At 72.7% G+C, this 13762-nt stretch carries 11 protein-coding genes; 7 read left to right on the plus strand and 4 right to left on the minus strand.

Annotated features, from left to right (window positions below; all coding sequences use genetic code 11):
- Positions 1-75 precede the first annotated feature (75 nt).
- From JKJ07_RS06525 to JKJ07_RS06555, 7 genes are read left to right on the plus strand one after another with little or no spacing between them, the layout of a single operon-like run.
- The gene (locus JKJ07_RS06525; protein ID WP_202990318.1) at positions 76-888 is read left to right on the plus strand and encodes a glycosyltransferase family 2 protein; all 813 of its coding nucleotides are present in this window, start codon (positions 76-78) and stop codon (positions 886-888) included.
- The gene (locus JKJ07_RS06530) at positions 885-2009 is read left to right on the plus strand and encodes a glycosyltransferase family 4 protein (protein ID WP_307834144.1); all 1125 of its coding nucleotides are present in this window, start codon (positions 885-887) and stop codon (positions 2007-2009) included. The genes JKJ07_RS06525 and JKJ07_RS06530 overlap by 4 nt, the downstream gene beginning before the upstream one ends.
- A complete protein-coding gene (locus JKJ07_RS06535) occupies positions 2006-3937 on the plus strand; it encodes a putative glycosyltransferase family protein (protein WP_202990320.1) in 1932 nt (643 codons plus the stop codon). Before JKJ07_RS06530 ends, JKJ07_RS06535 begins: the two co-directional genes overlap by 4 nt.
- A complete protein-coding gene (locus tag JKJ07_RS06540; RefSeq protein WP_202990321.1) occupies positions 3934-4692 on the plus strand; it encodes a hypothetical protein in 759 nt (252 codons plus the stop codon). Before JKJ07_RS06535 ends, JKJ07_RS06540 begins: the two co-directional genes overlap by 4 nt.
- On the plus strand, positions 4686-5942 hold the full coding sequence (locus JKJ07_RS06545; RefSeq protein WP_202990322.1) for a lipopolysaccharide biosynthesis protein: 1257 nt from the start codon (positions 4686-4688) through the stop codon (positions 5940-5942). Before JKJ07_RS06540 ends, JKJ07_RS06545 begins: the two co-directional genes overlap by 7 nt.
- A complete protein-coding gene (locus JKJ07_RS06550; protein ID WP_202990323.1) occupies positions 5939-7168 on the plus strand; it encodes a glycosyltransferase family 4 protein in 1230 nt (409 codons plus the stop codon). Before JKJ07_RS06545 ends, JKJ07_RS06550 begins: the two co-directional genes overlap by 4 nt.
- The gene (locus tag JKJ07_RS06555; protein WP_307834145.1) at positions 7143-8573 is read left to right on the plus strand and encodes a glycosyltransferase; all 1431 of its coding nucleotides are present in this window, start codon (positions 7143-7145) and stop codon (positions 8571-8573) included. Before JKJ07_RS06550 ends, JKJ07_RS06555 begins: the two co-directional genes overlap by 26 nt.
- Here the strand turns inward: JKJ07_RS06555 and JKJ07_RS06560 are convergent.
- From JKJ07_RS06560 to JKJ07_RS06575, 4 genes are all read right to left on the minus strand, one after another.
- Positions 8507-10108, minus strand: coding sequence for a glycoside hydrolase 5 family protein (locus tag JKJ07_RS06560; protein ID WP_307834146.1), 1602 nt, complete (start codon positions 10106-10108; stop codon positions 8507-8509). The genes JKJ07_RS06555 and JKJ07_RS06560 overlap by 67 nt on opposite strands.
- 180 nt (positions 10109-10288) lie before the next feature.
- Positions 10289-11872, minus strand: a complete 1584-nt coding sequence (locus JKJ07_RS06565; protein WP_202990324.1) for a precorrin-2 C(20)-methyltransferase — start codon at positions 11870-11872, stop codon at positions 10289-10291.
- On the minus strand, positions 11869-12486 hold the full coding sequence (locus tag JKJ07_RS06570) for a precorrin-8X methylmutase (protein WP_236028449.1): 618 nt from the start codon (positions 12484-12486) through the stop codon (positions 11869-11871). Before JKJ07_RS06570 ends, JKJ07_RS06565 begins: the two co-directional genes overlap by 4 nt.
- Positions 12486-13667, minus strand: coding sequence for a ferredoxin-like domain-containing protein (locus tag JKJ07_RS06575; protein WP_307834147.1), 1182 nt, complete (start codon positions 13665-13667; stop codon positions 12486-12488). The genes JKJ07_RS06570 and JKJ07_RS06575 overlap by 1 nt, the downstream gene beginning before the upstream one ends.
- Positions 13668-13762 lie beyond the last annotated feature (95 nt).

Consider the following 13762-nt stretch of genomic DNA (forward strand, 5'->3'; position numbering starts at 1 on the left):
AATTCGCCGGTGCCGGCCGATCCGCGGCCGGTGCCGGCGGCACTTGTCGTCCCCACCGAGTCTTGGAGAAGAAGTATGTCGACGGTCCCCTACATTCGCCCTGAGGCCGGAGCGGGAACCGAGCTGCCGCCCCCGGTGCTCGCGACCGCGGGTGAGCCGCTGGTCAGCATCATCATCCCGGCGCTGAACGAGGCCCTCAACCTCCCGCACGTGATGGCCGCGCTGCCCCAGGTCGACGAGGTCATCCTGGTCGACGGCGGCTCGACCGACGACACGGTCGACGTCGCCCGCCGCCTGATGCCCGGCGTCCGCATCGTGCAGCAGAACCGCCGCGGCAAGGGCAACGCGCTGGCCTGCGGGTTCGCCGCCGCCACGGGCGACATCATCGTCATGATCGACGCCGACGGGTCGACCGACCCCAAGGAGATCCCGAGCTTCATCGCGGCGCTGCGGGCCGGCGCCGACTTCGCCAAGGGCTCCCGCTTCTCGGGCAGCGGCGGCAGCGCCGACATCACCCGGCTGCGCCGCCTGGGCAACCTCGGCCTGAGCCTGATGGTCAACATCCTCTTCCGTACGCGGTACAGCGACCTCTGCTACGGCTACAACGCCTTCTGGGCCCGCCATCTCGACGTCTTCGGCCTCGACAGCACGACCCCGGCCGACGGCCGCCTGTGGGGCGACGGCTTCGAGATCGAGACCCTGCTCAACCTGCGTGCGGCCCGGGCCCGGCTGCGCATCGTCGAGGTGCCCAGCTTCGAGCAGCAGCGCATCCACGGCGAGAGCAACCTCAACGCGTTCACCGACGGCATGCGGGTGCTGCGCACCATCGCCCGCGAGTGGCCGCGCCGGCGCTCGGCCGCCGCCCGCGCGCCGGAGCGGACCCGGTGAGGATCGGCGTCGTCACGAGCGCCTACCACCCCGAGGTCGGCGGTGTGGAGACCCATGTCCGCCGGCTGTGCGCCGCGCTGGTGGCCACCGGCGACGAGGTCGAGGTGCTGACCCAGCACGCCGTCGGCTCGGTCGAGACGATCGACGGCGTCGTGGTCCGCCGCTTCCCGCTCACCGTCTCGGCCGCCAACTACCGGTTCTCGGTGGCGCTGTGGAAATGGCTGCGCCGCAACGCGGGCCGCTACGACGTGCTGCACGCGCACAGCTATCACGCCCTGGCCGCGCTGCCGGCCGCGCTGACCAACCGCACCCCGCTGGTCTTCACGCCGCACTATCACGGCACCGGGCACAGCCGGCTGCGCGCCGCCCTGCACCCGATCTATCGCCCGCTCGGCCGCCGGGTGCTGGCCCGCTCGAGCCGGATCATCTGCGTCACCCGGGCCGAGCGGGAGCTGCTGATCGGCCACTTCCCCGAGGCGCGGGGCCGCATGGTGGTCGTGCCCAACGGCACCGACCCGGCCCCCGACCTGGTGGCCGGGCCCGAGCCCGGCCGCAGCATCCTCTGCGTCGGCCGGCTCGAGCGCTACAAGCGGGTCGACCGGGTGATCCGGGCCATGACCCAGCTGCCCGCCGACCACCGGCTCGACGTGGTGGGCGCCGGGCCCGCCGCCGAGGAGTGGGAACAGCTCGCCGCCCGTCTCGGCCTGGGGCCGGACCGGGTCGTCTTCCACGGCCGCCTGCCCGACGGCGCCTTCCACGCCCGGATGGCGTCGGCCGCGGCCGTGGTCTCGGCCTCGGCCCACGAGGCGTTCGGCATGGCGGTGGCCGACGCGCTGACCGCCGGCATCCCGACCGTCGCGTCCTTCATCCCGGCCCACCGCGAGCTGGCCGCGATGACCGCCCCCGGCGCCCCGCTCTGGCTGGTCAACCCGGACGACGAGGTCGCGCTGGCCGACGCGCTGCAGGTCGCGGCGGCCACCGACCGGGACGAGCAGGGCCGCAACGCGCTGCCCACGTGGAGCGACGTCGTGCTGGCGACCCGGGAGATCTACACGAGCGTGGCCCCGCCGGTCCACGTCATCCAGCAGGCCAAGGCCGGTGCCGGAGCCGGCGACCGATGACGCTGACCCAGCCGGCAGTCGAGGAGGGCCTCGCCCGGGCCGTCGCGAGCCCGCCCGAGACGCCCGCCCCGGCGTCCCGGCGGCCCGCCCTGGCCTGCACGGCCACCCTGGTCGTGACCGGGCTGGCCGGGTCCGCGCTGCTCGTGGCGGCCAACCGGGCCGCCGAGTGGGACACCGGCGACCAGTTCGGGCTGTTCTGGCTGGGCCTGCTGGTCTTCACCCTGCCCGCGGTGGCCTGGCTGGTGCGCCACGGCTCGAGCGCCCGGCTGCGCGTGGCAGTGCTGACCGCGTACGCGGGCTTCACCTACCTGCCCAAACTGCTGCGCACGCCGGACGGGCCGCTCTATCACGACGAGTTCGCGCACTGGCGGCAGGCGCACCAGATCCTCCTCGACGGCCGGCTCTTCGAGCAGAACCCGATCGTCAAGGTCGTCGGCGACTTCCCCGGCCTGCACTCGACGGTCGCCTCGATCTCGGCGCTGACCGGCGTCTCGATCTGGCACGGGGCGCTGTTCGTGCTGATCACCGCGCACCTGCTCGTCGTGCTGGGCGTGGCCGTGCTGGCCGAGGAGATCTGGCAGGACGGCCGGGTCGCCGCGGTGGCCGCCGTCCTCTACAGCCTGAACAGCTCGTTCCTGTTCTTCGACACCCAGTTCGGCTACGAGTCGCTGGCCATCCCGCTGCTGGTGTGGACGCTGGTCGCGCTGCACCGGGCGATGCGCGGGCCGGCCGGACGGGCCCGCCTCGGCTGGTCCGCGGTCACGCTGGTGCTTTCGGCCGCGACGATCGCCACCCACCACCTGACCGCCCTCGGCCTGCTCGGCGTCATGCTGATCCTCTGCGCCGTGGCCACCGCGCGGGCGTTGCGCCGCAGCCACCCGCGCGCGGTCACCTGGACCGCCTGGGTGCTGACCGGCTCGGCCGCCGTGCTCGTGGTGACCTACCTGGCCGTGGTCGCGCCCCGCACGGCCGGCTACCTCGACCCCTATCTGGCCAAGGCGCTCGACCAGGTCGCCGGCATGGCCGGGAGCAGCGGCTCGGGCAAGCGCACCCTGTTCCGCGAGTCGATCGCGCCCTGGTGGGAGCGGTACGCCGCGTTCGGCGCGCAGGGGCTGGCCGGGGCGGCGATGGCCGCGGCCCTGTGGCGGCTGCGTTATCGGCGTACGGGCGACGCGGTCTCCCGTACGGGGGCGCTCGCCATGCTGGTGCTCGGCTCGCTCTACTTCCCGGCCGCCCTGCTCATCCTCACCCCGTCCGGCGCCGAGGGTGCCCGCCGCTCGTGGGCGTTCAGCTATCTCGGGATCGCCGTGGTGGTGGCCCCGGTCGTGGTGGCCCTGCTCGACCACGCGACCCGCCGGACGGCCCGCGTCGCCGTCGCCGTGGCCCTGCTCGCGGCCTGCACGGTCGGGCTGGTCGGCAACACCGCGGCCGGCATGAACCCGTCCTACCGGTTCCCCGGCCCGCCCGTCTTCGGCTCGGACACCCGCTCGTCCACCCCCGAGGTGGCCGCCGCCTCCGCCTGGCTGCACGAGACCCAGGGCCGGGACCTGCGGATCGTCGCCGACCGCTACTCCGGGCTCATCTTCGGCTCGTACGGGGAGCAGCGGCCGGTCACCGGGTCGCAGTCGTTCCGCACGTACGACCTGTATCTGGCCCAGCCCGACCAGGACATCCCGCCGCGCCTGATCGAGCAGCTGAGCTCCTGGAAGTTCGGCTATCTCATCGTCGACCGGCGGATGGCGCGGGAGGTGCCCGAGATCCAGATCTACTTCGAGACCAACGAGCCCGTCCCGCACGACGGCCGGCCCGCGTTCACGCTGGGTCAGCTCACCAAGTTCGACCGGACGCCGTGGACCATCAAGATCTACGACAGCGGCAACATCGCGATCTACCGGTTCGACTTCTCCTCGTACAGGGCCCGCCGGTGACCACTGTCCGCCTGGTGGCGGCCGTCTACGCCGCCCTGCTCCTGCTGGCCTTCGTCGCCGGGCTGCCCTGGCTGCCGGCGGCCGTCTGCCTGGCCGCCCTGGCCGCGATCGGCGAGCTCTGGCTGCGCGCGCTGACCGGCGAGGGCATGCCCCCGGTGCACCGGATCGGCCTGGCCACCGCGGCCGGGCTGGTCAGCCTGCCCCTGGTGACCCTCACGCTGCACGTCGGCGGCATCCCGATCGGCCCCCGCTCGGTCGCGATCGGCCTCGCCGGGCTGGTCACCCTGCTCGGCGCGGTCGTGCTGGTGCGCGAGCGGGCCACCGGCGCCGCGGCCGATCCGCGGCTGCCCCGCATGATCGGCGCGGTCGTGCTGCCCGCCTCGCTCACGCTGATCGCCGGGTTCCTCGCCCTGCAGGCGTACGACCGGCTGCCGCACCCGCCGCAGCCGGGCTACATGAGCGTCGCGCTCACCGGGTGGGCGGCCGAGATCGACCGGCCGGTCGCCATCCCGGCCCACGGCCTGCACGTCCGGTTGCGGGTGAGCAGCGCCGGGCTGCCGGCCGCGACCGCGCCGCTGCGGGTGCGGGTCGGGGCGCGGCTCGTCGCGGGCCGTCCGCTGGCCGTCGCGCCCGACGCCACCGATGCCGTCGAGGTCTTCGTGCCCGCCCCGCCCGACGGCTGCCTGCACCGCATCGAGATCAGCCTGGGCACGACCAGCACCGTCTTCTACGGCCGGGGACCTGCGAAATGCTGAGGACCGTCTCGCGCGACTCCCTGGCCCGCAACAGCGTGCTGATCATGGCGAGCACGGTCGGCACGGCGGGGCTCGGCTACCTCTACTGGCTGCTGGCGGCGCGTCAGCTGGCCCAGCCGGCGATCGGCACGGCCACCGCGCTGATCTCCGTCTCGACCGTGGTCAGCATGGTGTCCAACCTGGGCCTCGGGCACATGTTCATCCAGCGGCTGCCCGGCACCGGCGTACTGGAATGGTCGCGGATCGTCGGCGCCGGGCTGCTCACCGGGTGCGGGGCGACCGCGGCCGTCTCGTTCGCGGCGGCCGGGGTGCTGCCCTCGATCGCCGGGAACTTCGCCTTCCTGCGCAGCTCGTCCGGCGTCGCCGCGCTGGTCGTCACGTCGGTCGCGCTGACCGCCACGACGCTGCTCGACAACGTCTTCGTCGCCCACCGGGCCAGCCACGGCATGTTCACCCGCAACCTGGCCCTGGCCGCCGGCAAGCTGGCCACGCTGGGCCTGCTGACCTGGGCCGGCTACGGCGGGGCGGGCGTCGTGCTGCTGGCCTGGACGCTGCCGTCGCTCGCGGTCACGGCGTACACGATGACCACGATGCTGGGCCGGCTGCGGCCCGGGGCCCGGCTCACCGCGGCCGGGATCGGCGCCGAGCTGCGGCACGTGCAGGGCTCGCTGAGCGGCCACCACCTGATCAACCTGGCCCAGGCCGGGCCCACCGCGCTGCTGCCGGTGCTGGTCACCGCCCGGCTCGGGGCGGAGGCCAACGCCCAGTTCTACGTGGCCTGGATGACCGCGTCGGTGCTGTTCATGGTGTCGCCCGCGGTCGCCTCCGCGCTCTACGCCGAGCGCACCAACGCGGCCGCGGCCGGCCTGCCCCGGGCCTCGGTCGTGGTGCTGGCCGTGACCGGGCTGCCGGCGCTGGTGCTGTTCTTCGCCGGCGAGCGGATCCTCGGGCTGTTCAGCGCGGGCTACGCCGCCGAGGGCGCGCTGCTGCTCAAGATCCTCGTGCTGGCCGCGCTGCCCGACGCGATCACCAACCTGGCCGTCGCGCACTGGCGCTCGCTCGGTGAGTTCCGCCGCTGCCTGCGGCTCAACCTGCTGATGGCCACCGTCTGCGTGACCCTGACCTGGCTCTGGCTGCCCGGCACCGGCATCGAGGCCGCGGGCATCGCCTGGCTCGTCGGCCAGACCGCGGGCGCCCTCGTCGTCGCGCTTCGTTCCGTCCGTTCCTGGCGAAAGGCCCCCACTGCATGAAGATTCTGCACCTGTCCAACCTGTACGCGCCCGTGATCGGCGGGCTCGAGCGCAGCATCGCCACCAGCAGCGAGGAGCTGGTGCGGCGCGGGCACGAGGTCACCGTGCTCACGCTGGCGACACCGCTCGCCGCCCACGACGAACAGATCCGGGGCGTACGGGTGAAACGCGTGCGCAGCGTGGCCAACACCCTGCTGCCGGGCATGAACGCGGACGCGGGCAAGCCGTTCCACCCGACCACGGCCGACCCGCTGACCACCGCGGCGATCCGGCGGGTGCTCCGCGACGGCGAATACGACGTGGTGCACAGCCACGACTGGATGATGTACAGCTACCTGCCCCTGCGCTACGGCCGCGGCGGCCTGCCGCACGTGCACACGGCCCACGACTTCGGCTTCACGTGCGTCAAGAAGACCTTTGCCCGCAACGGCCGTACGTGTTCCGGGCCGCGGCTCGGTCAGTGTGTGCCGTGCGCGACCCCGCAGTACGGACGGCCGAAGTCGGCGCTGCTCACGAGCGCGCTGCGGGCCCAGCGGCACCGGGGGATCGACGCGCTGACCGCGATCTCGCCGGCCGTCGCCGAGGGGGTCAGCCGGGGCCGGCTCCCGGGTGACTTGCCGGTCCAGGTGATCACGTCGCTGGTGCCGGACGGGCTGGACGAGCTGGCCCGCAACACGCCCCGCCCGGCCTGGCTGCCCGACCGGCCGTACCTGCTCTTCGTGGGCGCGCTCGGGCCGCACAAGGGAATCGACGTGCTCTTCGAGGCGTACCGGCGCCTTTTGCCGGATGGCGACGCCCCCACGCTGGTCTGCGTCGGGACGCCCCGCGACGACACCCCGCCCATCCCCGACGGCGTGATCGTGCGCCACAACGTGCCGCACCCCGAGGTGATGGCGGCCTGGCACGGCGCGGCGGCGGGCGTGGTGCCCTCGGTCATGGAGCCGATGGGCCAGGTCGCGGTCGAGGCCCTGCTGGCCGGCACCCCGCTGATCGCCACCGCGGCGGGCGGCCTGGCCGACATGATCCGCGACGGCGAGAGCGGCCTGCAGGTGCCCGTGGGCGACGCGGACGCGCTCGTAACCGCGATCCGGCGGCTGCTCACCGACCCCGGCCTGACCGCGCGGCTGCGCACGGCCGGCCACCGCCGCGGGCTCGACTACACCGCCGCCCGCGTCGTCCCGCAGATCGAGGAGGTCTACCGTGCCTGCATCGCCACCGCCTCTTGACGGCCGCACCCGAATCGTTGTCGTCGGCTCGGGCTGGCGCTTCCTCTCCGGCATCAGCTACTACACCTGCCGGCTGAGCAACGCGTTGGCCGAGCGCTACGAGGTCGGCGCGATCCTCATGCGGCAACTGCTGCCCACGCGGCTCTATCCCGGGCGGGCGCGCGTCGGTCAGCAGCTCAATGCCCTCTCGTACGATCCCCGGGTCGAGGTCTTCGACGGGATCGACTGGTGGGGCGTGCCCAGCCTGATCCGCGCGGTGCGATTCCTGCGCTCGTTCCGACCCGAAGTGCTCGTGCTGCAGTGGTGGACCGGCGCGGTGCTGCACTCGTATCTGGTGCTCTGCCTGGCCGCCCGCGCGCTCGGGATCCGGGTGGTCGTCGAGTTCCACGAGGTGCAGGACACGGGCGAGGCCCAGCACAAATGGGCCGGCCTCTATTGCCGCAAACTCATCAAGCTCCTGCTTTCCCGCACCGACGGCGTCATCGTCCACTCCGCCTTCGACCGCGTCGCAGTCCGCTCCACATACGACCTCACCGGCGTGCCGGACGAGATCGCGCTCCACGGCCCGTTCGACCACCACGACAGCTCGGCGGTCCCACCGGCCCGCCGCGCCGCCGATCCCACACCCACTCCCACCCCTCAGCCCACCGCGGCCGCTCCCGCGCCCACTCCCTCCTCCGCGCCCGCCTTCCCGTCCGCTCCCGCGCCCACTCCCTCCTCCGCGCCCGCTTTCTCCACCGCTCCCACGCCCACTCCCTCCTCCGTTTCCGCGCCCGCCGCCCCTTCTCCCCATGATCAAGTTCGCCTGCTTTTCTTCGGGACTATCCGCCCGTACAAGGGGCTCGAAGATCTTGTTGAGGTTTTTGGCCGGCTGCCGTCGCACTACACGCTCACCGTTGTGGGGGAGACGTGGGAGGGGTGGACTCTGCCCGCGGCGATGATCGCGGACTCGCCTGCCGCCGATCGGATCACCTTCGTCAACCGCTATGTGGCCGACTCCGAGGTGGACGGGTTCTTCGCCGCCGCCGATGTGGTCGTGCTGCCCTATCGGCGTAGCTCGGCCAGCGGGCCGCTGCACATCGCGATGAGTCACGGTCTGCCGGTCGTCGTCACCTCGGTGGGCGGGCTCGTCGAGGCGGCCTCCGAGTACTCCGGCACGACGTTCGTGGCCGCCGGGTCGCCGTCGGCGCTGGGCTCCGCGATCGTCTCCGCGAGCGCGAACGCCGGAAGGCGGCACCCCGACCCCTCCTCGTGGGAGAAATCGGTGGCCGCCTTCACTCGCTTGTTCGCCCGGATGGGCGTGCCCGTCGCGGTCGCTCCCGACCTGTCCGCTTCAGCTCAGGACGCGGAGATCACCGCGTCGTCGAACCAGACCGTGCCGGTGTTCTCGCCCGACTTGAGGTGAACCTGCATGCTGGCCGAGCCGGCCGGGGCCGCCCCGTCGACGACCAGCTTGGTCCAGCCGGTGGTGCCGACCGGCAGCCACGTCGAGGTGGCGCCGCCGAGCCACTTGTCGTTCGCGTCGAACCAGCTCAGCGCGATGTTGGTGGTGCCCGTGGCCGCGTTGCCGCGGGCCCACACCTCGCCGTGCCACTTCTGACCGGGCTTGACCGGCACGATCGGGGCGACCCGGTAGGACGGCGAACCCGCCGCGGTCTTGCCGGTGTTGGTCATGCTGACCGACCACTTGCCCGTACGGGCCATGCTCTGGGTCTTGACGGCCAGGCCCAGCTCGGGCATGTAGGCGCGCCACGGGGTCAGGTTGAGGCCGGCCTCGAAGCTCGGGTCCATCAGGCTCGCGGGCATGTTCGTGTTGGTCCAGCCCGCCTTGACCACGGCGGCGGCCGGCTTGGCGGAGCCGTCGAGGCGGTAGAGGCCGTAGCTGTACTGGGCCGGGATGCGGGAAACGGCCGAGGACGGGATGGCGCCCTGGGCGAAGTCGTTCAGGGTCCACGGCGCCACCGACTGCACGCCGGCGACCTCGGCCGCCTCGAACACGCGGGCCAGGAACGCGGCCTGCTCACCCTCGGTGTTCTGCAGGGTGTTGAGGCCCGTCTCGCCGATCACCATCGGGTACGGCGCGACAGTGGCCTGCGCGTTCTTGATGATCGCGAGGGCGCGCTCGGAGTTGCCGTACAGGTGGAAGTCGTAGTAGTCGATCGGGGTCGAGGACATCGCGGACTTGATCTTCGCCATGCCCGGGGCGCCCGAGGTGCCGTCCACCGAGAAGGTCAGCGGCATGGTCGGGAACGACGAGCGCATCGCCGGGACCATCTTCTTGGCCCAGCCGACGGCCGCCGAGTCGCCCGCGTTGAACTCGTTCTGCAGCTCGACGGAGATCACGCGCTTGTCGTCCTTGTACGGCTTGAGCAGCGTGTTCGCCCAGTTGACGCTGTTGGCGACCTCCTCGTACCCGTCCCACCAGTCGAACAGGGTGAACTTGACGGTCATGCCGCGGGCCGAGGCCATGTTCACGAACTGGGCCAGGCGCTGCTGGTAGGCGTCGTACGGCTTGGGCCAGCCGAACGTGGTCGGGAAGATGATGATCCGCACGTTGTCGGCGCCGAGCGCGTCGGCCTTGGCCAGGTCCGCGTCGACCTTGGCGGGGTCCCAGTTCATCCACATCTTCGACCAGCCCGCGCCGGACGGGTAGTAGTTGAGCGACTTGGCGGTCTTCACCGCGGCCATGCGGGAGGCCAGGGTCGGCACGGCCGGGGCCTCGGCGGCCTTCACCGTCGTCTTGGCCGTGGTGGTCTTCGCCGCGGTGGTGGTCTTGGTCGCGGTGGTGGTCTTGGTCGTGGTCGCCTTGGCCGGCGTGGCGGTCTTCACGGCGGGCTTCGACGCCTTGCTGGCGGCGGCGGTGGCCGGGGCGTGCGGGAGCGCGAGGCCCATGAGCAGAGCGGAGGCCAGGACGGCGGCGCAGCGGCGAGGCGAGAACACGACTTGTCGTTGCCCTTCGTTATGAAACGCGGAAGTTTTTTCGGGAGCGCCACCTCTATCGGTCGGATGGTTTTGCCGTAGCTGGGTTTGCGAATTGCATTGGCGTTGCTACGGGTTGCGGACAGGCTGCAGCGGCCGGGCACCCTGGTCGGGCCCGGCGGCGGCGGTGTTATACGGCTTTTATTGAGCGGTGGGATATGTCCTGGGGGTGTAAACCGAGGTGCTGCCGTCGCCGCGGGGGACGGCCCGGGTCTGCGAGCTACCGATGATCAACAGGCAGCGCATGTCGATCGAGGCCGGGTCGAGCTCGCCCAGCGTGGTGACCCGTACGGATTCCTGCGGGCCGCCGACGTCGCGGCCGACCACCACCGGGGTGGCCGGGTCACGGTGCTCGAGCAGCAGGGCCCGGGCGTTGACCAGTTGCTCGCGGCGCGACTTGGAGGCCGGGTTGTAGATCGCGATCACGAAGTCGGCCCTTGCCGCGGAGGCGAGCCGGTCGGCGATGACCGACCACGGCTTGAGCCGGTCGGAGAGCGACATGATGCAGAAGTCGTGCCCGAGCGGGGCGCCGGCCCGGCTTGCCACGGCCTGCGCGGCGGTCAGCCCCGGCACGACCCGCACCGGGACGGCCTTCCACTGCGGGTCCTCGCTGACCTCGAGCACGGCCGCCGCCATGGCGAACACCCCCGGATCACCCGACGACACGACGGCCACATTCCGCCCCCGCTTGGCCAGATCGAGCGCGAACGCGGCCCGCTCGGCCTCGACCCGGTTGTCGGACGGGTGCTTACGCTGGTGCTTCCCGGTTCCGACGCGGTCGAGATAGGGCTGATACCCGATCAGATCGTCCGCCGCGGCCAGCACCCCGCGCGCCTCGGCGGTGAGCCACATCGGATCCCCCGGCCCCAGCCCGACGACAGTGACGCTGCCGCGCCGCCCGTCCTGCTCCGTGCCCGCACCCTCGGCCGCGCTGCCTTCCCCTACTACCGTCTCGGCCTTCTCGGCCTTCTCGGCGGCGCCTTCTCCCTCTCCCTCCACGAACGCGGTCGCTGCCGGGCTGGGCAGCAGCGCGAGCGAGAAGTACGGGACGGAGTCGGGGTCGACCTCGTCCAGGCGGGCATGACGTTCACGGTCGGTGGTGGCCCGCTCGACGTACCAGGCGTCGTCGAGGCGACCGGCCTTCGTCAAAGCCTCCCGTACGCCGTCGAAGGTGCGCCCGAGTTTCATAACGGCTGCGGAATCGGTCGCCGCCAGACGGGCTGCGAGCTCGGCCGGGGGCAGAGTGCCGGGAAGCACGGTCAGGATCTCGTCGCGCTCCATCAGCGGGCGGCCCAGCACGGCCGAGGCGGCGCTGACCGACGTGACGCCGGGGACGACCTCGGTGTCGTACCGGTGGGCCAGGCGTTTGTGCATGTGCATGTAGGAGCCGTAGAAGAACGGGTCGCCCTCGGCCAGCACCACCACGTCACGGCCGGCGTCGAGATGCGCGGCCAGGCGGTCGGCGGCCTCGGCGTAGAACTCGTCGATCGCGCCCTGGTAGCCGCCCGGGTGGTCGGTGGTCTCGGTCGTGACCGGGTAGATCAGCGGCTCCTCGATCTGCCCCTCACGGAGCAGGCCGGCCGCGATCGCGCGCGCGTTGCTGCGGCCGTGGCGGGCCGCGTGATAGGCCACGACGGCGGCCGACTCGATCAGGCGGGCCGCCTTCAGCGTGATCAGCTCGGGGTCGCCGGGGCCGACGCCGACCCCATAGAGCTTGCCGGTCACTCCGCCTCCGAAGCCAGGGCGTTGACGGCGGCGGCCGTGATGGCGCTGCCACCCCGGCGGCCGCGGACGATCAGGTGCTCGAGGTCGGTGGCGGCCAGCGCGTCCTTGGACTCGGCGGCGCCGATGAAGCCGACCGGGATGCCGAGGATCGCGGCCGGTCGCGGGGCCCCGGCGGCGATCATCTCGAGCAGCCGGAACAGGGCCGTCGGGGCGTTGCCGATCGCGACGACCGAGCCCGCCAGCCGGTCGCCCCACAGGTCGAGCGCGGCGGCGCTGCGGGTGGTGCCCAGGCTCTCGGCGAGGGCGGGCACCGACGGGTCGCGCAGCGTGCAGACGACCTCGTTGGCGGCCGGCAGGCGCTTGCGGGTGATGCCGGAGGCGACCATCTCGGCGTCGCACAGAATCGGGGCGCCCGCCAGCAACGCCTTGCGCGCGACGACGGCCACCTGCGGCGAATACCCGATGTCGCGCACCAGGTCGACCATGCCGCAGGCGTGGATCATGCGAACCGCGACCTGCGCCACCTCGGCGGGCAGCCCGCTCAGGTCGGCTTCGGCCCGGATCGTGGCGAAGGAACGCCGATAGATCTCGGCGCCGTCCCTCTCGTACTCCATCAGTTCCTCCTCGCGGCGGCGACGGCGTGGGCCGTGTCGCCGGTGAACGTCTCCCCGTCCGGTTGCCGGGTCACGGCGTAACCGGCCGGGGTGGCCTCGACCCGCACATGTGCCCCGGACGGGCTCCCACACCCGCGGGGGCAGCCGATCCAGTGCACAGGCAGACCGTCGGAATACGTGCTCGTGCTATCGGCATCGGCCCGCACGTCGGCCAGGGATTTGGCACACCCGGGTCGCCCGGCACAGGCGGTCACCCCGGCCCACCGCGTGGTCGGCTCCACCGGAAGCCCCACCTCATCGAGCGCCCGCGCCCACCGCCGCGCCGCCTCGGCCGTCAGATCGGGCACAACCACCCCACGCCAGGGCGTCACCACGAGCCGCCGCGCAGTCGCGAGCAGCCGCAACGCCTCCCCGCCGAGCCGCCCCAGCGGCACCAGCGCCCCCACCGCGATGAGCCCGTCGACCTGCGGCACGACTCCGACGACGGTTGGGGCCTCGTCGCCGGTCGCGGTGCGGACAAGTGTGGCTGCGGCGAGACCTAGGGCCGATGCCGTCCGCGCGGCGACCAGGGCTGGGCCGTCGGGCAGCTCGTGCAGGCGCCACGCGGGCCGGGCGGTCTCGGCGCGGAGGGCCAGGAACGCGTTGGCGGCCGTCAGCAGGGTGGGGACCACGGCGTCGGCCGGGACGTGGAGGCCGAAGTCGTGGCCGGCGAACAGAATTGTGAACGAGTCGTTGGTGGGGATCGCCGACAGGTCGGGGAAGAGGGGGACCTGGCCGAGGGCGAAGAGGAAGCGGCCGGGGAGGGCGGCCAGGGCCGGATCGGCGCACAGCGACTCGTCGAGGGCGGCGACCAAGGTGCGGAGGGTGGCGTCGGCCAGGGGTGGGGCGGCGATGTTGCGTACGGTCTCGTGGGTCTCGGACGGCAGCAAGCCGGCGGCCGACAGGCGGGTCGCGAGGGCCGTGGGGTCGGCGTTGGTCAGGGCTCTGAGCTGCAGGTTGGCCCGGGACGTGAGCTCCAGGTGGCCGTCGCCGAATTCTGCTGCCAGCGTGGCCAGGGAGGTCAGCTGGGTGCCCGTGAGCAGGCCGCCGGGGAGCCGCACGCGGGCCAGCGGGCCGTCGGCGGCCTGGTGCAGGCGCAGGGCGCCGGGGCACGCGTCGACGTCGGAGTTACGGGCAGGCACGGCCCGGATCCTACGTTCGACCCCCGACCGGGGCGCATCCTCGGGTCGGGATCGTCACACAGCGGCACCCTCCTTGACGGCGAGTATCGGGGCCG

It is taken from the genome of Paractinoplanes lichenicola, assembly GCF_016785085.1.
GTDB lineage: Bacteria > Actinomycetota > Actinomycetes > Mycobacteriales > Micromonosporaceae > Actinoplanes > Actinoplanes lichenicola.